The organism is Sphingobacterium paramultivorum (genome assembly GCF_014109745.1).
Classification (GTDB): Bacteria; Bacteroidota; Bacteroidia; order Sphingobacteriales; family Sphingobacteriaceae; genus Sphingobacterium; species Sphingobacterium paramultivorum.
On sequence record NZ_CP058555.1, the window covers coordinates 5439890 to 5464993 of the forward strand.

19 protein-coding genes are annotated in these 25104 nt (G+C 40.7%); 10 read left to right on the plus strand and 9 right to left on the minus strand.

Annotated features, from left to right (window positions below; genetic code table 11):
- Positions 1–58 precede the first annotated feature (58 nt).
- Positions 59–2431 (plus strand): outer membrane beta-barrel family protein, encoded by a 2373-nt coding sequence (locus HS960_RS22650; RefSeq protein ID WP_159727393.1) that lies wholly within the window; start codon positions 59–61, stop codon positions 2429–2431.
- Between the two features lie 156 nt (positions 2432–2587).
- On the opposite strand, the gene HS960_RS22655 is transcribed toward HS960_RS22650, so the two are convergent.
- The 3 genes from HS960_RS22655 to HS960_RS22665 form a co-directional block, all read right to left on the minus strand.
- The gene (locus tag HS960_RS22655; RefSeq protein WP_070570243.1) at positions 2588–3004 is read right to left on the minus strand and encodes an OsmC family protein; all 417 of its coding nucleotides are present in this window, start codon (positions 3002–3004) and stop codon (positions 2588–2590) included.
- 169 nt (positions 3005–3173) lie between these two features.
- Positions 3174–4502 carry an SGNH/GDSL hydrolase family protein gene (locus HS960_RS22660; protein WP_182330675.1) on the minus strand — a complete coding sequence of 443 codons (1329 nt, stop codon included), beginning with the start codon at positions 4500–4502 and terminating at the stop codon, positions 3174–3176.
- Between the two features lie 22 nt (positions 4503–4524).
- Complete coding sequence (locus HS960_RS22665) at positions 4525–5751, minus strand: OmpP1/FadL family transporter (protein ID WP_153844305.1); 1227 nt, start codon at positions 5749–5751, stop codon at positions 4525–4527.
- A 148-nt stretch (positions 5752–5899) separates the two neighbouring features.
- On the opposite strand from HS960_RS22665, the gene tpx reads away from it, so the two are divergent.
- Positions 5900–6400, plus strand: a complete 501-nt coding sequence (gene tpx / locus HS960_RS22670; RefSeq protein WP_120335038.1) for a thiol peroxidase — start codon at positions 5900–5902, stop codon at positions 6398–6400.
- 71 nt (positions 6401–6471) lie between these two features.
- On the opposite strand, the gene HS960_RS22675 is transcribed toward tpx, so the two are convergent.
- Positions 6472–7644 (minus strand): trans-sulfuration enzyme family protein, encoded by a 1173-nt coding sequence (locus tag HS960_RS22675; RefSeq protein WP_153844304.1) that lies wholly within the window; start codon positions 7642–7644, stop codon positions 6472–6474.
- 136 nt (positions 7645–7780) lie between these two features.
- Here HS960_RS22675 and HS960_RS22680 point away from each other — a divergent pair, with 136 nt between their 5' ends.
- Positions 7781–8455 carry a hypothetical protein gene (locus HS960_RS22680; protein WP_153844303.1) on the plus strand — a complete coding sequence of 225 codons (675 nt, stop codon included), beginning with the start codon at positions 7781–7783 and terminating at the stop codon, positions 8453–8455.
- 136 nt (positions 8456–8591) lie between these two features.
- On the opposite strand, the gene HS960_RS22685 is transcribed toward HS960_RS22680, so the two are convergent.
- Positions 8592–9080, minus strand: coding sequence for an META domain-containing protein (locus HS960_RS22685; RefSeq protein ID WP_182330676.1), 489 nt, complete (start codon positions 9078–9080; stop codon positions 8592–8594).
- A gap of 593 nt (positions 9081–9673) precedes the next feature.
- Between HS960_RS22685 and HS960_RS22690 the strand changes: the two genes are divergently transcribed.
- The 6 genes from HS960_RS22690 to HS960_RS22715 all read left to right on the plus strand — a co-directional run bounded on the left by HS960_RS22690 (position 9674) and on the right by HS960_RS22715 (position 19451).
- Positions 9674–11557, plus strand: a complete 1884-nt coding sequence (locus HS960_RS22690) for an alpha-L-fucosidase (RefSeq protein ID WP_153844301.1) — start codon at positions 9674–9676, stop codon at positions 11555–11557.
- A complete protein-coding gene (locus HS960_RS22695) occupies positions 11547–13886 on the plus strand; it encodes a glycoside hydrolase family 95 protein (RefSeq protein WP_153844300.1) in 2340 nt (779 codons plus the stop codon). The genes HS960_RS22690 and HS960_RS22695 overlap by 11 nt, the downstream gene beginning before the upstream one ends.
- On the plus strand, positions 13873–15075 hold the full coding sequence (locus HS960_RS22700) for a DUF4369 domain-containing protein (RefSeq protein WP_153844299.1): 1203 nt from the start codon (positions 13873–13875) through the stop codon (positions 15073–15075). Before HS960_RS22695 ends, HS960_RS22700 begins: the two co-directional genes overlap by 14 nt.
- A gap of 65 nt (positions 15076–15140) precedes the next feature.
- Positions 15141–16001 (plus strand): helix-turn-helix domain-containing protein, encoded by an 861-nt coding sequence (locus HS960_RS22705; RefSeq protein ID WP_153844298.1) that lies wholly within the window; start codon positions 15141–15143, stop codon positions 15999–16001.
- Positions 16002–16216: 215 nt separating this feature from the next.
- The gene (locus HS960_RS22710) at positions 16217–17935 is read left to right on the plus strand and encodes a M64 family metallopeptidase (protein WP_182330677.1); all 1719 of its coding nucleotides are present in this window, start codon (positions 16217–16219) and stop codon (positions 17933–17935) included.
- Between the two features lie 76 nt (positions 17936–18011).
- Positions 18012–19451, plus strand: coding sequence for a hypothetical protein (locus HS960_RS22715; RefSeq protein ID WP_159727379.1), 1440 nt, complete (start codon positions 18012–18014; stop codon positions 19449–19451).
- A gap of 92 nt (positions 19452–19543) precedes the next feature.
- Here the strand turns inward: HS960_RS22715 and HS960_RS22720 are convergent, their stop codons facing one another.
- The 4 genes from HS960_RS22720 to HS960_RS22735 form a co-directional block, all read right to left on the minus strand.
- Complete coding sequence (locus HS960_RS22720) at positions 19544–21013, minus strand: glycine--tRNA ligase (protein ID WP_153844295.1); 1470 nt, start codon at positions 21011–21013, stop codon at positions 19544–19546.
- Positions 21014–21076: 63 nt separating this feature from the next.
- Positions 21077–21538 carry a thioredoxin-dependent thiol peroxidase gene (gene bcp, locus HS960_RS22725; protein WP_153844294.1) on the minus strand — a complete coding sequence of 154 codons (462 nt, stop codon included), beginning with the start codon at positions 21536–21538 and terminating at the stop codon, positions 21077–21079.
- A gap of 74 nt (positions 21539–21612) precedes the next feature.
- Positions 21613–23337 carry a M23 family metallopeptidase gene (locus HS960_RS22730; RefSeq protein WP_228280111.1) on the minus strand — a complete coding sequence of 575 codons (1725 nt, stop codon included), beginning with the start codon at positions 23335–23337 and terminating at the stop codon, positions 21613–21615.
- A gap of 13 nt (positions 23338–23350) precedes the next feature.
- Entirely contained in the window at positions 23351–23962 is a 612-nt protein-coding gene (locus HS960_RS22735; protein ID WP_182330678.1) for a fumarylacetoacetate hydrolase family protein, read from the minus strand.
- 482 nt (positions 23963–24444) lie between these two features.
- Here HS960_RS22735 and HS960_RS22740 point away from each other — a divergent pair, with 482 nt between their 5' ends.
- Positions 24445–25080, plus strand: a complete 636-nt coding sequence (locus HS960_RS22740; RefSeq protein WP_159727377.1) for a DUF6266 family protein — start codon at positions 24445–24447, stop codon at positions 25078–25080.
- The last annotated feature ends 24 nt before the right edge of the window (positions 25081–25104 follow it).

Below are 25104 nucleotides of genomic sequence, written 5' to 3' on the forward strand. Positions count from 1 at the left end.
TTCATTAACCATTATTTGTCGCAACTATAGACACTTTTGAACCATTAAATACCGAAGTATGAAATTGATCCTATTTTTTCTGGCTTTCCCCTTGTTGCTTTCAGCACAGACCAAACAAATCGGGGGACAAGTACAGGATGCAAACAAAATTGTGCTGGCGGGAGCGACCGTTATGCTATTGGATAGCAACTATCAAGAGATCCGTGAAGTAAAGACTGACCATTTTGGAAAGTTTATACTTACGCTGGATCATCCTAGTGGATACTATCTACGGACAACCTATCTGAACTTCAAGTCTCAGGAACTTTTTTTTCGCAGCGATACCATTTCTCGCCCTTTGTTACTTGAACTTCTTCCTGAAGCAAAGGTACTCGAAGAAGCGCAGGTCGTGGGTCGAGCTCCCCGATTGATCCGTAAGTTGGACCGCTTGGAATTTAACGTTCAAAATTCCAATCTTTCAGCACTGAATAGCTGGGATATTTTGAAGCGTACACCATTGGTGATGGTGAATGGTGCGGATTTAATGGTCCGTGGAAACAAAAATATTGTTGTCCTCATTAATGACCGCAAAGTGATGCTCACGGGGGACGAACTGAAAACCTATCTGGAGAATACAGCAGGTAGCGACGTGCAATCGATAGAGGTTATTACCAATCCACCTGCAAAATATGAAGCTGAGGGAAGCACGATTATCAATATTAAACTTTCCAAATCCAACCTATATGGCTTTAGAGGCACGGTGGTTGCATTGGCCGAAAAAAGCAGTACCTGGAAGCAACTGTTTGGACTGACCCAGTATTATAAAGATGAAAAATTCAATCTTCGTGGTACTTATAATTTCGGACGAGGGACCTACGCACGCTATGAAACGAATTATGTATATTATCCGAATGAGCAAACCTCATGGGAAGGTGTCATGGATCGATTTGATACCAATAACAGTCAGAACAGCTATGTATTTTCGATAGACTATACACCCGATACAACCTGGACGGTTAATGCTGGGCTAAATGGTTATTACGGACCGAAAACCTATGGTATTTATGAAGTGCCCACCATTATATACGATAAAAATCATGTACAGGAGTCTAGTTATTTTACCACCAATGATCATCAACGGTCGACAAAAACGAATAACCTCTACCTTCAGGTAACAAAGAAGCTTAATTCCAGGTGGAGCATAAATTGGTCATCCTACTTCACTGACAATCATTCGACAAATGATCAGGATGTACTGACGGCGCTGCGATTTAAGGGGGAGGAGCCGACAGATACCCGATTTATCAGTAATAATGGAAATAAAAATCGGCTTTTTTCTTCACAGATAGATTTCACCGGAAAAATAAAGAAGCTGGGGATGGAGTTTGGTGGAAAATTTAGCGATGTGAAAACGACGAGCACCCTAGCTTTCTTTGATGATGAATCAGGGAAGCTTGAGCAAAGGCCTGATAAGAGTAGTGTGTTTGATTACAAAGAACGTAATGTGGCTTTGTATGGCTCATTGGACTATGCCTGGAAAAAATGGAGCTGGAAAGCTGGTTTAAGAGGAGAATATACCGATTTGGAAGGTATTGTATCCGAACCGGCTGATATCAATAAGCGTGATTATTTTGTGCTCTTCCCGACATTTTACATGCAATATGCCTTGACTGACGATCAGCAGTTTGGTTTTTCCTATGGAAAGCGTATCAGTCGACCATCGTATTCTTGGCTTAATCCTGCAAAATCCTATTACAATCGTTTTTCTTATTTTCAGGGAGATCCACGTTTAAGGGCGACGATCGTTCATAACCTGAATCTGACCTGGACAAAAAACAACTGGAATATCGATCTCTTCTACCGATTTGAAAAGTGGCCCAATATGGAAATTTCCCGCCAAGATAACAACAATCACCAACTGATTTTCCAATATACCAATATCAAGAAAGGACAAGGGGCTGGGATAGACTTAGGAAAGAGTTTTCAGCTGACCGGACGCTGGGGATTGAATCTGCAGCTAGAGGGGATGTATAACGAGAATTATTTTATGGGTACTGATGACGTATTGCACAAAAATGATGTGTATATCGGCAACGGAAACGTAAGCACCAACTATGTGCTGAATAAGGATGCCGGTTGGAACCTTGAACTGGGTAATACGTTTACATCGCCCACGATACAGGGGCCATTTAAAATTACAGGGTATTCAAGTACCTATGTGACGACAAATCGAAAATTCTTTAAAAAGAAATTTGAAGTAAATCTATCATTTATGGATATTTTCAAAACAGAGAAAATGACGATATCATCCAAGTACGGCGATCAAAATAATTTTTATAGGGACTATCGGGATACCAGAAAAGTAAATCTGACGCTGCGGTATCATTTTGGAAATCAGAAAGTCAAGAGCAGTAATCAGCCCACAAGAACAGAAGAGCAGAACCGTTTGTAAATCAGTTAATCTTGGTAAAGTTAAATCCTTTCGATTCTCTGTACCTATTTTATTCATAATACATTGGTAAAGGGAATGAATATAACAGCATGGATTAAAAACAATAATCCTCCACATCGCATGTGGAGGATTATCAGATGCTAAGAAAGTATTTTCTTAGTTTATTTTCAAAGAATACGTGATATTAATACCGCCAGCGGCAAGCATATCGTGTACCGAACAATATTTTTTAACGGCTAATTCAGCCGCTTTGGCTGCTTTTACCTCATCAATTTCACCTTTTAGGAAAAAATTAATGTGAATATCTGTAAATACTTGAGGGATTTCTTCGCGGCGTTTACCTTCCACCTCAACCTGGATATCGTCAATTTGCTGGCGTTGTTTTACCAGAATACTATGGAGGTCAAAGACGCTGCAAGAACCCAGTGCCATTAAAACCAACTCCATTGGACGAACACCTTTTCCTTCACCGCCGATAGCTTCCGAGCCATCAATGTTGACTTTGACAGGGGATAATTCACTGCTGGCTTCGAAATGCACAGCTTGGTTGACACGGTTTAATTTGATTTTCATCTTATTTTATTTTATTCTTTTTTGCTCGTTTAGGCTGTGAGGAGATGGGGTAATACTTCATCTTCTTTTTCAATCCATACGAGTTTTTTCTGTTCAATCTATACTAAACAAATATACAAAAAAGGCAGACGATTATTCGTCTGCCTTTTGTCAGTATATTGATCGCTGTTTATTTTGAAACAGTATCAGGTAATTTAACACCGCGATATTTTGCTACGTCAACTTGCGGGATCTTCGATCCATATTTTGAATTGATCGCACTGATAAAGATATTGGCCATTAGGGCATTTCCAATTGGCGTTAGGTGGATACCATCCAAAGAGAAAGCATTTCCAGTGATATATTTTGCACTAACCGCTAGTCCGTTGATACGGACGCCTCCTTTTACATTATTCAAGAACTCATGTACATCTGCTAAAGCTAGGCCTTTTGAGTCTGCAGCAGCTTTGATGGCCGCATTATACTCGTTGATACGTTGTACGACTGTTGCCGTTTCGCTTACATCAAGCACGTATTTGTCTTCCACGGGATTCAGTGGGTGTAAGCCGTACGGAATTTGTGCGGCATTTGGTTTTCCCAATAATCCTGTTGAGGAGAATGGTAGAACAAAATAATCTTGATCAGTAGCAGCACGAGGACCTGACTTTGTTGCAATGTAGATATTTGTTACTGGTGTCGGCGGATTTGTTGCATTCACGGCTGCCAATAAAGCAGCACGGGTTACCGTCGTAAAATAAGGTGTTGCTGTTACATCAGGAATTGTTGCCAGTACCCCTTTTCTGTCCCCTTGAGTCAGTGCCTGTACATAGCCATTGAGAATCGCAGTAAACTGAGCTGTTTCTGTCAACACAGTTGTCGGATCCGGTTGTTTTGTTGTTGGGTTAATGTTCACTACACCACCATTTGTTGCCCAGCCGAGCGCGTCGTTATTTCCAAGCGCAAAACTAAAGAAGGTATGGTTTTGCGTGGTGGAATAGTTGAAATATGTTTTCATCGCATCTGCATCAGGTAGTAAGCGCTCGAAATACATGTTTCCAGCGGGAGACCCCATACCTGCTACCATAGAAAGGTCCATACGCATACCTGGTACACCAAGGTTGTTGATCGGATCTGTATATTTGGTCAATAATTTTGGTGAAGCTGAGCGGTAGGCTAATTTATCCGTTACCTGTGCCGTCACCGGCTGGCCATTGACAAGTGCTGTAAGCGTAATATAGCCTGAGCCATTGGCTTGATCTTCACTGAAAAATGGCGATTTGAACTCACCGCCCCCGACCTGTTTCAATTGTTCCGCAATTAAATTGGGGTAAGCCACCTTTTGGCCCTCTAAGTAAAGTCCTCCGTCGGCATAACCTGCTGTCAATGAGTTTCCGATGGCAACATATTTTGAAAAATTAAGCGATCCAGCCGAAGGCGTATATTCGTCCAAGGTAGGTTTACATGAGGCGATCGCAAAAAGTGCTAACGCCGCAGCTATATAAAGTTTGTTTTTTTTCATCTTAGTCAAATTTGGCTGTTAATTACCATTTATAGCTTACACCGATACCAGGAGCAAAAATATTTGTCGCATAAGTACCCGAAAGATGGCTCTCCACGTTGGTTGACTGGCGAGCCACAATGCGTTGGTATGCAAAAGAACCTGTGACGTCAATTTTCGGCGACGGTTTTACGGTAAAACCCCCAGATATCAAGTACCTGGTGTTATCTGGTGTCTCCGGATAGACATAGGCACTCTGTTGCACCGGTGTTGCGATCACACCGCCACCTATACGTAATTGTAGGCAGTCGGAAGCAATATACTCCAATCCTGCTTTGACAGATCCTGCTTTATCATATTTTTTTGGTGAATGCGTATCCTGTAATACAGGCGTATTTTCCTTGTAATCGAAGTCCAGGGACTTATAAATGTCGTAGTTGATGAGTGTGGCATCAATAGCCATCTTCAATTTCTCCGAAATAGGGAAGGCCATTCCCACTGCAAATGTGGATGGCAGCGGTAATTCAGCACTGAATTTGTTGCCCGCAGGGAAGTTGCTTGCGACGGATTCAGGTACGTCAAAATTTGCATCCCCATTTTTAAGTTTGGTGACGACTTTAGAGCGGTAACTTACCGATATTGCAAATTCGTCTTCTAAGTTATAATGAATACCCACGTTATACCCCGTTCCAGTTCCAGTTCCTTTTAGGGTTGCCAATCCGGCGTGACCATCCGGATAGAATACGGGAACAGAATTTTCGAGGTCTACGGTACCAATGTTGTAGACAAAACCACCACCAACACTAAAATTTTCAGTTAGTTTGAAACTTAATGTGGGCTGAATATAGATTGCACGTAGCGAAAGGCTGACCAAACTGAATTTACCAACCCAATCTTTCCCCCAATCGACAGCTCCACCATAAGGTGTGTAGACTCCAATACCGGCTTTCCACCAGGAGTTTTTAGGACCGAATGCGGCAAATAATGAGAAAGGAGTTGAAATCTGATTTCTAGTATGATAAACAACTGTACTTCCAACCTCTTGAAATGCAGACTTGTACATCACGGCATTACCGGCAACGGAAATAGCATTATGGTCCATTTTTGCTAAGGCACCCGGGCTATAGAAAATGGAAGATTCATCTAAAAAGTAAGCAGAGCCTGCTCCTCCCATTCCCACTGCCTTGGGACTTTGTAGATTCACTTGTGATCCTTGTGCAAACAAGAGTGACGGACTTGCACAAAGTATTGAGAATAGTAGTTTCTTCATACTAGTGTTTATTGTTTGGTTAACATTCCTCTATCAAATACAATGCTAACATAATAAATGTTTGACTAAAATTAATAAATGTTGTGTAATATTTTTTTTGCTCGTACCTTTAAGTGCAAGGTTACTAAAAATTAAACGATCATATTATATGGCTACAATCACTTTTAAAGGCAATCCAGTAAACACGAAAGGCAGTTTACCACAGGTTGGCGAGCAAGCTCCTGATTTTAAATTAACTGCAGGCGATCTTTCCGATAAGTCTCTAGTAGACTTCAAGGGAAAAAAAATTGTATTAAATATTTTTCCTAGTGTAGATACCGGAACTTGTGCCGCTTCCGTACGTGCATTTAATAAAGAAGCATCGCAGTTGGATAATACTGTAGTGTTATGTATATCGAAAGACCTACCTTTTGCACAAGGTCGTTTTTGTGCAGCAGAAGGTCTAAATAATGTAGTGACATTATCAGAGTATAAAGATTCAAACTTTTCAGATGCTTATCAATTGGCTATTGCGGACGGACCTTTGGCGGGTTTGTTGAGCCGTGTTGTCATTACATTGGATGAAACTGGAAAAGTGTTGTATGAAGAGCAAGTTGCAGAAATTGCTGACGAGCCAAACTATGCCGCAGCGATCGCATCGTTGAATTAAGAAGGATGTGAGCGAATAAAAAAGCCTTTGTTTTATGCAAAGGCTTTTTTATTTAATATGTCTTCTTGTTGTTATTTTGTTTTCTCCAGAGCCTGCAAGATGTCGTTGATGATATCTTGTTGATCTTCCAAACCCACCGACAGACGGATGCTGCCTGGTCTGATACCTAAGTTCAGGCGTTCATCTTCCGATAACTTTGAGTGTGTGGTGGAGGCTGGATGCGTTGCGATTGATCTTGAATCTCCTAAGTTAGAGGTATATAAAATCATTTCCAAATGATCCACAAAGGCTTTTGCTCGCTCAAAACCACCTTTGACAACAAAGGTTACAATACCGCCACCAGCTTTCATTTGTTTCTTGGCCAGCTCATATTGTGGATGGCTTGGTAAAAATGGATATTTTACATCCTCAATTTCCGCATGATTTTCCAATGCCTCGGCCAAAGCCAATGCGTTAGAACAATGGCGGTCCATACGGATGCCCAACGTGTCTAAACTTTTTGATATGATCCAGGCATTGAATGGGGATAGCGCCGGGCCTGTATGACGGATAAAGAACATCAATTTATCGATAAGTTCTTGTTTTCCGACAACAATTCCACCCAAAACACGGCCCTGTCCATCCATATATTTGGTCGCCGAATGGATGACCAGGTCAAATCCATATTGAATCGGTTTCTGAAGATAAGGTGTGGCAAAGCAGTTGTCGATCGACAGAATGATATGAGGATATTTCTCCTTGAATTTACCCAACCATTCCAAATCAACCAATTCCAGACCTGGGTTGGATGGTGATTCTAAAAAGATGATTTTCGTATTCGGCTGGATTGCTTTTTCCCATTCTTCCGGATTAGCTGCGTCTACGTAAGTTGTTGTAACACCCCAACGTGGGAAAAGTTCCGTAAATAACTGATGTGTAGAGCCGAATATTGCACGTGAAGAAACGATATGGTCTCCACTTTCGATAATTCCTGCAAAGGAGGCAAATACTGCTGCCATACCTGATGCAAAAGACAATCCTGCTTCTGCACCTTCAAGAATACAAACTTTGTTGATGAATTCTGAAGTATTTGGATTAGCATAGCGGGAATAAATCATTGCATCCTCTTCGCCAGCAAAGACCGCCCGACCTTGTTCAGCGCTGTCGAAGATAAAACTTGATGTAAGGTATAAAGGAGTCGAATGTTCGCGAAGTGCTGAACGATCGACCTGTTCACGTATGATTTTAGATTGATCTTGTTTCATGATGTGTAAAGGTACGAGATGAAAATTTTATATTTGTATAATTAGCAATGAAATAACCCATTTTATGAAAAAAATATGGCTTTTGCCTTGTACTATAATCCTAGTGCTTTGCTTTTCCTGTTCAAAGGAAGGAGAAATGGACTTAGGGCAAAGGCCAAAGGAAATTCCGATCCTTTATTTGCAGTCATCTACCGCTGAATCATTTATGTCTAATGTGAACGAAATGAAACTGAGTTATCGCGGAAAACAATTGGATCGCATTATAGGGGGATTTTTAGAGATACCTACCGCGAACGGATTTGTCCCCTTTTTTACGGATAAGGTGTACTGGGACGTTCGTGTAAACGGAAATCGGATGATACTTGAAAAAAAGAGTTTTAATAAAGAACTTATATTTTCAGACAGGCAGGAGTTATTATTTGAGGGAGGCAAAATTGTCGAACGTAAAATTTTTGAAGAAGGTACCCATACCCGAGTATATTCTTATCAATACATAGGTGATTTGCTAAAAGGGGAGTACAGCTACGTCGACGAGCAGCTCAGGTCCCAAAAAACATTCTATTTTAATTCAGCGAAGAACCTAGATAGCCTCGTTGTAAGTTATCCTAATTCAGCTTTTAAATCTGTTCAGATATTTCGTGACTATGATACCAAGCCTAATAAGATCAAAGGATTTATGGTGTTGGAAGAGTTTCTTCCCCGCGCCTTGTCGACAAACAATTATCGAAGGAAAACTACAATATCTGTTTCTGTAATTGGCGAGCGTAGTTTTTTTGACGAGAAGAGCTGGGATGAGAAGCTTTTCAATTAGTGTTCCATCATCGTATAAAATTTTTAAACTTTCGTAAAACAAAAAAACTGTAAATACAAAGAGGATAGAAGATAATAATTTCTTAAAGAAGAGAGGCCGGTACATGTACCGGCCTCTCTTTTATCATAAGATTAACTTATTTTTTGACGAATTGCATCACGACGATATCTCCAGAAATAAATGTCAATTCATTATCTCGTACATCAAAGTTTGTCGTTGACTTTAGACCATTCATAAATTCGTTGTAAGCTGCGTTCTCACAGTGCATCATGGTTGAAATCAATTTATCTCCGATTTTGATCGAATTGCCTTTTTCGCTTTCGTAGGTTCCACCAATACCATTACAACCGTTGTTACCATCTACTTTGTGGTCTTTTGTGTTGAAAGTCAGTGTTGGAATTTTGTCCTTAAATAAATCCTTAAGTTGTTTTCCTGCAGTTTCTGGTGTGGTCAGGGATTTAAGTTCCCAGGTGCCTTCCAAAGACGAATTGTCCACTGTGCTTGGTTTTTGAACCGTAGTCGCAGTGTCGCCGCTACCTGTTGCCTCAGTTTTTTTTCCCGTTGTGTTACATGCGATTGTTGAAAACGCCAATGCAACCGCTAAAATCATTAAATTTCCTCTCATAATCATTTTTAATAATATAAAACTTTCATTATTTCTTCAGCATCAAAAACCATGAAAACAACCTGAAGGTTCTTTTTGGTCAATAAAGACAGACACTTTCAGAAAAAACATTCCTTTTTCTGCCCTATACTTATAATTATCATGCCAATCTCAAGTATAGACCAATGGAGCATCTAGTCGAATGCTGTTAACTACTTTATCCTCTATTAATAACGGATGGATGATTTTTGTTTGAACGACAAGCGAAAGAATCAGATTTTTGGGGAAATTAGGGTGAAAAAAGAACAGTTTTGTGTTGATATAGCATATCAATCGAGGTACAGCATGTTTTTCTTTGGTGTTGAAGATAAAAAATCGCTTATGCCGGTATACGAAAAGTTAAATAATTGGCTGTAAATAGTACCATTGATAAATTGGAATTCTTGTTTTAATCAATCGATTGATTTGAACAAAGAATACGATTTGACCTAGGGATAAATCCTATTGGAGCTGAGCATCGGTCGGTTTTGTACGCAAATGTTACATACAGCATTTTGCAAAACTTCTTATCTTAGAGCTTTACAACCTAATTTTCTAGCACATAAATATAGACTATGTTGACAATCTTGTTATCCTCCATTTTACTTTCCAGCGGGCCTGTAGCCAAATCAGATACTTTAAAAGCTTACGGGGCTCTGCCAACCGAGCGTCAATTAAAGTGGCAAGAGATGGAAACGTATTGTTTGATTCATTATACGCCGACAACTTTCCAAAATAAGGAGTGGGGTTATGGTGATGCACAGCCCTCGTTGTTTAATCCTTCGGCTTTTGATGCAAATCAAATTGCTAAGGCAGCTGCAGCAGGAGGTTTCAGGGGCCTAATTAGTGTAGCGAAGCACCATGACGGATTTTGTTTGTGGCCAACCAAGACAACATCCTATAGTATCGCTTCTTCACCATGGGAAAATGGAAAAGGTGATATGGTTAAAGATTTTATGCAAGCGACCCATCGAAATGGGATGAAATTTGGTGTATATCTTTCTGCTTGGGATCGTCACGATGAACGTTATGGTACTCCGGCCTATGCTGAAGCCTACAGACAGCAGCTGACTGAATTGATGAGCAATTATGGCCCTTTGTTTACATCCTGGCATGACGGAGCAAATGGAGGTGATGGCTTTTATGGTGGCCATGAAGGGAAGCGTATTATTGATCGAACAACTTACTATGAGTGGCATGAAAAAACCTGGCCTATCGTGCGTAAATTACAGCCTGAAGCCGTTATTTTCTCAGATATCGGTCCCGATATGCGTTGGGTGGGTAATGAAAAAGGATTTGCTGCCGAAACATCATGGGCAACATTTACGCCGATTGGCTTAAATGGAAAAGTCGCTGTACCTGGAGCAACAGAATCACATAATGCCGAAACAGGCGACCGTAATGGTAAATATTGGATACCTGCTGAATGTGACGTGCCGCAACGTCCGGGATGGTTTTATCATGAAGAACAAGATAGTCGTGTAAAAACACCAAATCAGCTTTTTGAGATCTATTTAAAATCCGTTGGAAGAGGAGCATGCATGAATCTTGGCTTAGCACCGATGCCTTCTGGTACATTACATGAGAATGATGTGACGTCGCTGCAGGCTTTTGGAAAAAAAGTGAAGGAAACTTTCCGTACAAATCTGGCTAAGGGAGCAACCATCACGGCATCCAATGTCCGTAATGGTGATTCAAAATCCTATGGGACTTCATTTATTACCGATAATGATCGCTATAGCTATTGGGCAACAGACGATTCCAAAACATCGGCAACATTGGAAATAAAATTAAAATCCCCAGCGAAGTTCGATCTTATTCAGTTGAGAGAGAATATTAAGTTGGGACAACGTATCGATAGTGTTTCGATTGAACGTTGGGAAAATAACAGCTGGAAGCCTTTGGCCAAAGCAACAAGTATCGGCGCAAACCGACTCATCAAACTCGAGCAACCTCAAACTGCAAGTAAATTACGTCTTCATGTTTATGCTCCTGTAGCGATTACGCTCAGTGATTTTGGATTGTTCAAGGAGTATAACGAGCCCTTTGCATTTAATACCAAAGAGGTGAAAAAGCTGACCGGATTTAAGATTTCGACAGGTAGATCTAATAATAATGCTTATATATCTGACGGAAAACCAAGTACTTTTGCGACTGTTGCCGATCAAGGTGTAATCGTTGTCGCTACAGAAAAACCTGTTTCTGGTATCGGCTTCCTTCCTCGTCAGGATGGAAAGAACATAGGGACACCAACACATTATAAAATCTCAACCAGTACCGACGGGAAAACATGGACCCTTGTTAAAGAGGGCGAGTTTTCCAATATTAAGGCAAATCCAATTTTGCAACAGGTGTTTTTTGATACAAACAACGCAACCAAGTTTATCAAATTTGAACCAAAACAATTTATCGACGGCAATGAATTAGCCATAGCGGAACTTGAATTGTATGGCAAATAAATTTTTAATGTTTATCGTGGTATGTATATGTCATACCACGTTGCTTTTTGCCCAACAAAATCCACTCGTACTTTGGTATAATAAGCCCGCTAAGGTTTGGGAAGAAACTCTGCCATTAGGAAACGGACTCATCGGCATGATGCCAGATGGAAATCCTAGTCAGGAAAAGATCGTGCTCAACGAGATCAGTATGTGGTCGGGCAGTCCAGAAGATCCCAATAATTATGAAGCCTACAAAAATGTTGAAGCTATTCAGGCACTGCTTAAAGCAGGTAAAAATGATGAAGCCGAAAAACTGGTCAATGAAACTTTTGTGACCAAAGGCAAGGGGTCCGGTTTTGGTAATGGTGCAAAGGTTCCCTATGGCTGTTATCAGCTATTCGGCGACCTTTTGCTGGATTATAAATTGCCCGCTGGAACGATCCAAGATTACAAGCGTTCCTTGGACTTAGCGACGGCCTCGGCACAAACTTCATTCAAGATCAACGGACAACAGGTCCAACGTCGTTATTATACTTCTTTTGACAATAATGTAGGTGTTATCCAATTGAGTCAACATAAAGATGAGGTACAGCAGTTAGGTATATCATTTCAGCGCCAGGAAAATATTGACCGTTATACCTTGTTGGACGATGGGATTCTGATCGAGGGGTCTTTGCCTGATGGAAAGGGAGGTAAAAATCTGAAATTCGTTGGATTAATTCAGGTTAAAGGTAAAAATCTGCAGATCAGCAAAAAGGATAAAACCTTAGAGCTGTCTGCAAAAGGCGGTCTCACGGTCTATTTCTCAGCAAGTACTTCCTATTATGGGAAGGATCCTTTACCTGTTGTCAAAGCGGCTGTTGCAGCAGCAAAAACTGCTGACGAACAGAAAATATATAAAAACCATCTTGCTGCCTATCAAAAAATCTTTAATCGGGTAAATCTTAATTTGTTTGGAAATACGGCGAATAACGCTATCCCTACTAATGAACGGATTGCCAATTTCTATAAAAATCCAGTTCAGGACCCTGATCTGGCCACGATTTATTATCAGTATGGAAGGTATTTGAATATTTCAAGTGCTGCTCCTAAAAATACAAATTCTCTGCCGCCAAATCTGCAGGGACTATGGGCTAATCAGATCAATACACCTTGGAATGGTGACTATCATCTCAATATCAATGCACAGATGAATCATTGGGGCGTGGAGGTCAATAACCTGAGCGAATATCATAAGCCTTTTATTGAAATGATAAAGCGGATTGCAAAAACTGGCGAGCAGACAGCAAAGGCTTACTATAACGCACCGGGTTGGGTGGTCTATATGATGACGAATATCTGGGGCTATTCCGCTCCGGGTGAGCAGGCTTCCTGGGGAGCCAGTACGGCATCGGGCTGGCTATGTAACCATCTCTGGGAACATTATCTGTTCACGGAGGATAAAGATTACCTCAAAGAGATTTATCCGATACTCAAAGGAGCGGCTGAGTTTTACGATCATACATTGGTTCAGGACCCTAAAACAGGATGGTGGGTCACTTCACCGTCGGTGTCGCCGGAAAATGCTTTCCGAATGGCCAATGGAAAAGTTGCTGCGGTTGTAATGGGACCTACTATTGATAACCAGATCGTACGGGAGTTATACCAGGCGGTGATCAAAGCTGATTCTATCCTTGCGACGAACGATAGTTTTGCCGGCGCCTTGAAAGCGAAGCTGAAGGATATCCCTCCGCCGGTAGTCGTTAGCCCATCGGGGCGCGTGATGGAATGGCTAGAGGACTATCAGGAAGTTGAACCTAAACATCGACATGTATCACATTTATATGGTCTGTATCCCGCGGCATTTATCTCGCCACAGACAACACCTGAATGGGCTGACGCAGCACGTAAGACTTTAGCTGTACGTGGCGATGAAGGAACCGGCTGGTCTAGAGCCTGGAAAATATTGTTTTGGGCGAGATTACAGGATGGTGATCATGCACTCGAAATTCTAAGGCAGTTGCTTAAACCCGCTTTTACCAATGAAACAACCTATCAGGGAGTCGGGGCAGGTACCTACCCTAATTTGTTCTGTGCGCATCCGCCTTTTCAGATAGACGGAAACTTCGGCGGCGCAGCCGGCATTGCCGAGATGTTGATACAGAGTCACAATGGTTATATCCATCTATTACCTGCTCTACCCAAAGCCTGGTCAAAGGGTGAAGTTAAGGGACTTAAAACCCGTGGAAACTATACCGTAGACATCAAATGGGAAAATGGAAAGGTTTCCGCCTTGCAGATTAAAGGTAAAAAAGGAAAGCTTCGTCTATTTGAAAACGGAAACTATAAAGATTATGAAGTTCGTTAAATATTTTTGCTTGATTTCTGTGCTGGCCTTGGGGACGACAGCCTGTACCCAAAAGTCCGAATCGGCGAAGACAGCCGCCTTGTTGAATAGCTTTAGCTATAAGATAACTGGAAAAACCACTGCCGCGGACGGGACTCAGGTGAGCCTCGTCGATCACGATAATAAACTGCAGCAATTTGTAAAAACGCCGGTTGCCAATGGGCAATTTGTTTTGGAAGGCGAACTAGCCATGGCCGGATTTTATGATATTCAGATAAAGGGTATGGAGGCCTATACATTATTTGTCGAAGGCGGGAGTGACTATGATTTGAGTGAAAATCAGGGCAAGTTTACCTTGACAACCTCTTCGCAGAATGCCAAGGATTTCATACAGTTCAATGCGAACTACAAACAGCGTGAGGAGGAGGAAAAAAATAGAACGGCAAATAAAAGCCAACGGGTAAGGCAGTTGGAGAGCCAGTTGCCTTCGATGGCTGCAAGAAATGATGGTTCCTATGAAAAAGCAGTGGATGAAATACAGCGCTTAAGCGGCAATGCCGCATTTAATCCACGCATACTATACGCCGATTTTATTCTCGATAGTACCCACCGTTCATCCTTAGTATTGCCTTATTTTTTTAAATACATCTCCTTGGATCAGACGAATTATAAAAAATTCGATGCGGCATTGCTGAGTTTTAATACGGATTTGCAGAAGCATCCTTATTTTAAATTTGCCCGCGAAAAGGTCGATAGGGTGAAAGACTTCTATGAAAATATGCCTGTATTTCCTGCTATTAGCCCGATGAATGTAGAGCGGGATAGTTTGAATTTAAAGGATATTTCAAAAGCTAAAATGCTGATTGCCGCGTTTTGGAGAACTTCCAATACAAATAGCAAGGCAGATATAGTGATGTTACGGAAAAAAGAATCTCAGTTGAACGCTATGGGGGTAAGGGTTATCTATTTTTCGCTGGATAAGGATTTGGATAAATGGATCAAATCAAGTAAAGAGCTCGCCCTAGGCAAGCAGAGCTATTTTTTGAATTATAACGACCAAGCAACGATGGAAAATGATTTTGGTATAGATCGTACGCCAAGTTATCTATGGATAAATCCGCAGACCTTCCAAATTTTATCCTTGAGTGGTGAGGATCCAGCAATGCCTCAGTTTTTAGGGAAGGTAAAGGAATTTCTTACTAAAAATTAACGATTATTGTCTTAAAAAATCTTACATTTGAATTAACTGTTTAATATTTGTTATTTCAATACGTAATGAAAGTCGTTCAATTTACAGTTCCGGTTGTTTACCAAGGATCTATTTGTGTGCAGGAAGACATTCTGCCGTCATTCTATAGCAACTATCACCGACACAAGGAAATTCAGTTGACCTACATCCTGAAAGGGCGGGGAACCTTTATGATTGGCAACTTTACACATAGTTTTGAAGAGGACGAAATCTATATCGTTGATGCGGATGAACCGCATATGTTCAAAACGGGGGAAGATATAGGGGATGGCATTCATGCCATCCATATTTTTTTCGACTACGAACATTTTAAACCCTTTCTGGATTTTCCTGAATTCGATGATGTCAAGTATTTCCTGGAACATATCAACGTCAGTAAAAAATTGGATGCGGAGCACTCTGTCGCGTTGAAAGAAAAATTTGTACAGATTAACGTGAGTGCGGGCATAGATCGTCTCCTCTCGTTTGTGAAGCTGATTAATTTTTTAAGTAAAAAAGTAGATCAATGGACTTCGCTGTATACAGGTATTCCACAAAAGAAGTTCTCAGATGCCGAAGGATTGCGAATCAATGAAATATTCCAATATACTTTCCAGCATTTTGGAGACAAAATTTCCTTGGAAGATATAGCTGCGGTAGCACACATGACGCCACACGCATTTTGCAAGTATTTTAAGAAACATACCCGGAAAACCTATGTTACCTTCCTCAATGAAATCCGGATTGAACGTGCCTGTAAAATGTTGATTGACGAATCTTCGGAAAGTGTTTCTAATATCGCTTTTAAAACAGGGTTTAACAATGTTGTCAATTTCAATCGGGTGTTCAAGAAAATAACCAAACTTTCGCCGAGTGAATATGTGCAGGAACATCGTATGCGCGACTAGGCTGTTTGGCGGATGTTACTATGCCGTTTAATGGAATAGTCTATGGAGATTTCCGAGCTATGGCAGGATCGTCATCCCGTTGATTTTTGGTAGGCTCCCCTCCGCGGAAATCGGAAGAATGGTTTTGTTGACAATATCGGAGAAAGACTCGTCAATAAAATTTAAAAATAGCAGGTGCTAAAATGGTATTTTTGAGTTCTAACGATAACCATTCGATGAATAAAAATCTATTTATTGCACTCATAGTTTTATGTATATCTGCGCTGCAGCTCCGGGCCCAATCTTCTCTTTTTAAGATTGATACATTGCAATACCAAGGAACGGATAAGCATATTGTCAATCTGGTCATTTTGGGGGACGGTTACACCAAAGCACAGCTGGATGATTACGCTGCCGATGCCAAGCAGTTTACCAACTATTTTTTCTCGATCGAACCCTTCAAGCAATACAGCAGTTTTTTTAATGTGTTTGCTATTCGTACGATCTCCGAGGAATCTGGTGCAGTGCACGACTGCAAAGCGGGTGACTGTGTACATGGTGAAACCGATCTGAGTAAATATCCCCCACGTTACAATAAGTTTACACGGGATCATGCTGTTCCGATTGCTCATCCGAACACGATTTTTGGAAGCAGCTTTGACAATGGTGGTTTACATCGTTTGGTTGTACCTCAGAAAAATGATCGTATTGAAGAGGTATTGAAAATGCATACCCCAAATTATACACAGGTCGTTGTGTTGGTCAATTCCCCATTTTATGGTGGTTCAGGAGGAAAATGGGCAACTTCTACTGTTAATTTTAAGAGCAATGACATCGCGGTGCACGAAATTGGACATTCCTTTGCCCAGCTTGCGGATGAGTATTGGGCTGGGAATCAATATGCTATTGAGTCTGCAAACCGCTCACAATCGGCAGATGCAAAGCAGGTCCCCTGGAAATACTGGCTTGGAAAAGACGGAGTTGGTATTTATTCTTATGGTGGTAAAGGTTCGCCCTCTAACTGGTTTAGACCACATGAATATTGTAAAATGCAATACCTGGTAGCTCCATTTTGTCCCGTTTGTCAAGAGCAATTTGTTGCTTCCATCAAGAAAAAGTCAAGTCCATTTATTCAGGTAAAACCTGCCCTCGATAAGCCGATTACCTTAGATAGTGTTCAGAAGTTTTCGCTACGTCTGGCAAAACCTTCCCCGAACACCTTTAAAATGTCCTGGTTGTTGAATGATCAAACAATTGCGACCGACATTGATTCGATTTACCTCGATCCGGGAATGCTAAGCGTTGGAGCGAATACGTTGAAGGTGATGATTCAGGATACGACAAATCTATTACGTAATCCATCCTATGTCAACCATCGAGACTCGGTTGTGTGGACATTTAATCAGGTAAAATTGCTTGAATTAGCGAAGCCATCGACCACATGGGGCGATACATTGGAAACCTGTTATGGTGGTGCTCAGGTGCTTACAGTGAAGCATCCTATTGCCGGACTTGAATATCGCTGGTATGATGCCGCCACAGGATTTTGGGAAGAGACGGGCAGTAATATTTTTTTACAAAATATTGTGGAATCAAAAGTATACCTCGTCCGTGGTATTTGGGATGACCGGGTTTCCGAGAAAACAAAAGTTTACATCAACATATTGGACAAAATTGATAAGCCAAAGAATATTCATGTTAAAATAGACAAGAAGAAAAACACAGTGCAATTGACAGTAAAGGATAAAGTCGATGCGCGTTATAACTATATCTGGTTGAATGAAGAAGGTAATCCGATCTATGAATGGGACGAATTTAATGGCGAGTATGTACGTCCAACAGGGGTAAATAATGTGCTCACAATGAAGTTAACAACCTCTTCTGGAAAGATATACGTTCAAAAAATAGATAAAGAGACAACTTGCAAAAGCGAGAAAACGATTGTAATTTTTTAGTTACACTATTGGAGTGAAATGATTTATAAGTTAATTTTAATCTGCCGGTTAATTAACTTATAAATCATTTATATTTATGAAAAGAAAATCCAAGTCAACTTGGGGAATTCTTTCATGTGTATTCATCCTGGTTTTAGCCGCAATGCCTTCGTGCAAAAAGCATGCAAAACTTCCCGATGAAAACGATGAAACAATTCATGCGGTAAAATTCAAAGTCAAGGATTTTGAAGCGATTGTTACTCCTCTAAAAAAACAATCAACCACGGCAAAACGAGCTGCGTTAGGCGGAGCTGCTTCCGAAAACGAATTGCTGTACCACTGGACGTTTGATAATAGCAACACTGTTCCAGAAGTTGCACTCGATGCCGCTGTTTTGATCGATTACAACAATGCAAAGACAGACTATGATTTTTTGGGCGGTTGGCCTGCAACGGGAAAAGCCATAAGTTTTAAGGGCGGGAAAGAGATCCTAATTAAAATCCCTACCAAAGGTATTCAATCCTTAGGCAGCTGGACGTTTGATGGCAATAGTTCGAGTACAGGACCAAGAGCGCTCATGTTGAGCTATTCCCTGGATATGGGAAATAGTTTTTCAGTGCTCTCGGACACAATCAGGTATCCCCCGAATGTGCAACTTTCAGCTAAAATTCCAATAAGTACATCGTTGGCAAATATTTCGCTTGGCAGCAGCAAAGAGCTTTGGTTGAAAATCTCATTATTTGCCGGGAGCAGAGACGGTGGAGTGGGCTACAGTCCAACGACGGGTACCTTTAAGATGGATAACTTGATGATTTATGGGCAAGTAAAGCCGCAGGCTTTACCAAGCAAATTTTACTACCATGTGTTCGATGCAAAATCGAAGGCCATGATCAAATCGGGCGTACTTAATTCGCAGGAAACTTTCGATGTTGAATTGCCGAATGGAACCTATTACCTGAGTCTGATTGCTAAAAATTCAACATTGCCGCTGATTATGGCAGAGGCTGTGGATTTTGAACACTTTTATGCTACGAATGCTTTTTCTGAACAATCTGCGGAGTTGTTTGCAGGTCGGGATACCTTTGAGGTTAAGGGGGCGCTAGAGCGGGTACTGAAGTTAAACCGGATCTACAGTGAGGTCAAGTTGACCTTTACAGACAGCGAAGATCTGAGCGCAATTGATAGTATTCAGGTGGAGCAACTTCATCCTGTATTTCATTATTATCCTTTTATGACGCGAAGTAGTGATCAGTTCGATAAAAGTGTATTGACGGTTGTCCCACATTTTACGGTAGCTGATCAAAGTTTTTCGTTCAACCAATTTATGGGCTATTATCTCGATAACAAGGCTATTCGGTATCAGTTTCGAGTTTTCAAAGACGGCCAACTACTGCGTACATTTGAACTGGGAAGCGAAATCCGAAATAATGTTCAAATACAGTTTAAGGGCAAATTGCTGGAGACTGCCAATGGGAATTTGGGTTTTCAGATCGTGAAGAATGAACATTGGGACGATCATATTGTGATAGAATACTAGCACAGTTATTGTACTTAGCATCTAGCCGCCCTACATCTATTAAAACAAAAAGGTGTCCAGCAATGGACACCTTTTCTGTGATAGCGGATTGGCTATATCAATTTTTTTAGCAAGGTATTCCAACCAGCCAAGTCATTCAATATTTTTTCAAGATCGGCAATGGCAACACGTTCCTGTGCCATCGTATCACGGTGACGGATAGTTACGGTGTTGTCTTCCAATGAATCGTAATCGATTGTGATACAGATTGGTGTTCCGATTGCGTCTTGACGACGGTAACGTTTTCCAATGGCATCTTTTTCATCATACTGAACGTTGTAATCCAATTTTAACGTATTTAGGATCTCACGTGCTTTTTCTGGTAAACCATCTTTTTTGGTCAATGGTAAAATTGCAGCTTTTACCGGTGCCAATGCTGGTGGAAATTTCAATACAACACGAGAATCTTGTTTTTCTGCCGTAGAAAGATCTTCTGTTACCAAAGAGTTACATAATACAGTTAAGAAAAGGCGATCCAATCCAATTGAAGTTTCAATTACATATGGAATGTAGTTTTGATTGATTTCAGGATCAAAATATTGCATTTTCTTTTTAGAAAATTCCTGATGTTGTTTCAAGTCAAAATCTGTACGCGAGTGGATACCTTCAACTTCTTTGAATCCGAATGGGAAGTTGAATTCAATATCAACTGCAGCATTTGCGTAATGCGCTAATTTATCGTGATCGTGGTAACGGTAGTTTGAAGGATCGAAGCCCAATGCCAAGTGCCATTTCAAGCGTGTCTCTTTCCATTTGTTATACCATTCCAATTCAGTACCCGGGCGGCAGAAAAATTGCATTTCCATTTGCTCGAATTCACGCATACGCATGATAAACTGACGTGCAATTACTTCGTTACGGAAAGCTTTACCAATTTGTGCAATACCAAAAGGAATTTTCATACGTCCTGTCTTTTGAACGTTCAGGAAGTTGACGAAAATACCTTGTGCAGTTTCAGGGCGAAGATAAACTTGATCTGCTCCATCTGCCATAGCACCCATCTGAGTTGCAAACATCAAATTAAATTGACGTACTTCAGTCCAATTTTTGGTACCTGAAACCGGACATACGATATTATGTTCTTCAATGATGGTTTTTAGTCCAGCTAAATCGTCTGCATTCAATGCGGTATTCAAAGCGTCTAATAATACAGCAGCTTCTGCTGTCTTGCCATCTGCCTCATAACGTGCAATCTTATCTTCGATCAATTGATCAGCACGGTAACGTTTTTTTGAATCCTTATTGTCGATCATCGGGTCGTTAAAGCCATCAACGTGACCAGAGGCTTTCCATGTCGTAGGGTGCATGAAAATTGCGGCATCAATACCAACAATGTTTTCGTGCAATTGCACCATGGATTTCCACCAATAAGTCTTTAGGTTGTTTTTTAATTCCGAACCTAATTGCCCGTAATCGTAGACGGCACTTAATCCGTCATATATTTCGCTCGATTGAAATACAAAACCGTATTCCTTCGCGTGTGATACTACACTTTTGAAAAAGTCGTCTGTCTGTTTGCTCATAAGTGGCAAATATAGATATTAGTTTTAGATTTTAGATATAAGATTCTTGATAAGAGGTATTCTTTAAATGCCTAAATCACGGATCTGCTGAGACGCATTTTTGTTATCTACTTTTTTGATGATATGCTCGATAATGCCATCTGCATCAATCACAAAAGTGGTACGTGCTGTGCCCATATACTTTTTGCCATACATGTTCTTTTCGACCCATACACCATAGGCCTCTACAAGGCTCTTGTCTTCATCTACAAGCAGCTGAAAAGGAAGCTCATGTTTGCTGATGAATTTTTGGTGCGATGCCTCGCCGTCCACACTTACGCCTATGATTTCAAAACCATCTTTTTTCAAAGACTGATAATTGTCTCTGAAATTGCAGGCCTCCGTGGTGCAGCCTGGTGTATTGTCTTTTGGATAAAAATATAAAATAACTTTTTTCCCTTTAAAATCTGAAAGATGGACTGTTTCACCATTTTGATTTTTTGCACTGAAATCCGGTGCTTTCTGTCCTATTTCTAGTGTTGCCATATTACATTGTATTTAGTCGATTAAGATACGATTAATCTCTTGAACCCCCTGATTTATTGCCAAAAATTAGGGGGCTACCTCATAAAAGAAGCTTCGTATGTCTTTAAATTTCCTTTATTGTCTTTCACTTCGAGTTTAAACTCATGTCGGCCACTGCTTAAGTCGGGTTCGAAGTCGTGCCAGATATGTCTCGTTTTAGGATCATATTTCATCAAGGCCCATTTTCCATCAATATAAGCGTCAAAAGTATCTATTCCAGAGAGATTGTCGCTGATTGTAAAGTCAATGGATTGCTGTCCACTCACATTCTTTCCGTCGGTCAGGTTACGTGTGACAATATTCGGTGCAATGGTGTCAACAGCAACATAAAAACCGCCAAACTCGCGAACATTGGCCACGACCCAACCGTTCTCATATTTACCTCCCTGTGCTCCGCCGTCGGAAGAAACAATCAAAGCTTTGTCATAAAGATTTTCAGACAAGCTGTAGTCTGGTTTGATCATGAGTTTGTAGTATCCGAATACCGGTGTATAAGCGTTGTGGATATAGTGCATTGCCGAGTAGCCTTTTGCAGGTTTTGCTCCCTGCGAATAGTTGAAGTAAAGGTCGTCATACAATATATTTTTGCTCATATAAACCCGAGCATTCTCCGCTTCATATTTATTCTCGTCAGCATAGTGGAACATTTTGAGGCCTGTTGCACCTGTACGGCTGATGGAAAGTGAAGGGTTGTTGTGCACCTTAAAATTCAATTCGCTCATATTCCCTTGAACATCCTTGACAACATATTTGACATCATGGACCTCATTATCTTTCAATTCGATTTTTCCCAGGTTGTCCAGATGTTTATAGATGTTGATCGGATTGTTTGGATCTTTAAAACTTTTTTGAACGCGTACACCGGACTTTTTTAAGTAAGGGTAGTCGACGTAAGACTGGATCGCACGTGTCTGGTCAAAAGGGATTGATTCAAACAGCACCGTACTGATGTTTTTGTTGTCCAAAAAAAGTTCAATCGAGTAGACGCCATACGTAAATGAGATACCACTGCGTTTATCAACCGTGTTAATGCCTAGCCCAAAGGTGCCATTCACAGAGATGGGGGCGTTTGTTGCTAAACTATAATTGCCGCTACCAACGGATTTGATCGTTTGATGTCTGCGGGGCGTATTTTCATCAAACAGTTCGGAGCCTAAATCATAGACCGTCATGCCGCGGATGATCGGTTTTACACCATCCGGAAAGAGCAGTCCGAACAATTGTGGATTGAGTGGTAGCTGCGCTTTTGTATCACGGATTTCAAAATGAAGATGCGGACCGGCAGAGCCACCTGTATTGCCCGAATTTGCAATAAACTCGCCTTTTTTCACCGGGACCTGATTTGGTTTGAGGAATACATCGACATCAAAACGTTTCTGCTTGTACTGCTCATCTTTGATGATTTTAGCAAGATCCGAATTGAAACTCTCTAGGTGCATGTATACCGAGGTGTAACCATTTGGGTGATCAATATAAACATAATTACCACCACCACCTATCTGTACCCTGACGCGGGATACAAAACCTTCCGCCGCTGCATGCACAGGAATATTGATGCGTTGTTGTGTCCGATAATCGTCCCCGCCATGGAAATGCGTTGCGCGCAATTCGCCGAATGATCCTGAAGCCTGCGGCGCAATGTCCATGGGCCGTACAAAATAATTTTGTGGATAATTGCGGCTTTTGATAATATCTTGTCCCTGGCTCAAACCTGTCATACAAGTGAGGAGGGCCAGTAATGCTATTCTTTTTTTTGTCATAGGATGTCCCAACTTATTTAATTTTACAGCTAAACATCTTCTGTTCGCCGATGAAACCTTCCAATAAATCGCCGATGGCAACGGAACCGACACCAACAGGCGTACCTGTGTAAATGAGATCCCCTTTGCGGAGGGTAATAAATTTGGAGGTATACACAATCAGATCCTCGTAGGAGAAAATCATGTCCTTGGTATTTCCCTGCTGAACTGTTTGCCCATTTTGCTGCAGGGAGAAATCAATCGAATTCACATCCACAAGCTCCTCTTTAGGAATCAAGTTGCTGATCACTGCAGAATGGTCAAATGCTTTTGCCAATTCCCAGGGAAGGCTTTTTGCTTTTAGTTCTTGCTGTACATCCCTTGCGGTGAAGTCAATCCCCAGACCGACTGCATCGAAGTATGTTGATGCAAATTTTGGTGTCACATGTTTTCCTTCTTTACAGACCCGGAGGACAACTTCGGTTTCGAACTGAATATTTTTGGAGAATTCCGGGTAATAGAAATCTTTGTTATCCTTTAATACCGCAGTATCAGGTTTTAAAAATATAATGGGATTCTCGGGGACTGGATTATTGAGCTCTTTCGCGTGGTCGATGTAATTGCGACCGATTGCAATTATTTTCATTATATAAATTTTTAAGGCAATGAAGCTTTCAGATTTCTTGCGAACTCATGAGCTCGGTTTTCATCGCGTGTACGTTTGAGGCGGTATTAGAAAGTACTATATGCTATTTGTGAACTACCTACACTTGGCCGGAATGCGCTATGCTAACGAACGTAATGGCTATCTTCTAAAAGCTTGTCGTGCATTCATACTCGGTATACATTAGTTTTCGTTTACCACAACAAACTTAATAAATGTCCAAAGCTTATCCAAAAATGAAGGAAAACAACTGCTTTTATACATACTATCAAAGTAACTATTTACATAGGTTTTAGTTAGGTTTTGTTTAGGTTTTATTTAGGTATAGTATAGGTTATAGCTAAATAAAACCTATGCTATACCTAATCTAATACTAGTTTATACCTAACTTAATTCAAACATTAATATAGATCGATTGTTAAGAGGTCATTGTTAAGATGATAATTAAACAAAAAACTTAAAATATGGCTATAGTAGAAGATGGACCCAATGGTGGTTTTCGAGGTAAAGTTGGTTCGATATATGGATACAATCGTATGGGGCAATGGATTATTCGGGGAGCAAGGAGAAAAAGCAGTAAACCTCCGACTGAAGCTCAGCGATTACATCGTCAAAAAATGAAAGCTATCGGAAAATTTTGTTCGGAGAACAAAGCAGTTTTTGATTTTGGCTATGGGCTAAAAAAAGAAAATGGATCTAAATATGGTGCATTTCAGCTCGCGCAAAAACATGTTTTTAATGATGTACTGGCTTTTGATGCCGATCATAATCCTGTTGTGAATTTTGAAAATTTGAATGTGTTTGTGGGGGATCTAATACCGCCCGCGGGTACTAAGGTAAGTGTGAATGAAGGTCGTATATTTTTGGAATGGATACCAAACCCGGTGTATGATGATGAAATTTATAAGTTAAATCTAGCATGCGTTAGCTTAAAAGATTTCTGCTCGTTAAAATTAGCAGTTGCATCTGCTAGGGATGGCCAATGTTTTGTGGACGTACCGGTTGAATTAAACCAAAAAGCTGATTATCATGTCTACATCGGTTTTTGGGATACCTATCATGGTGCATTCTCAAATTCTACCTATTGTGGTGTCATTTAATAGGATTTTTCCACCTACTTGTGT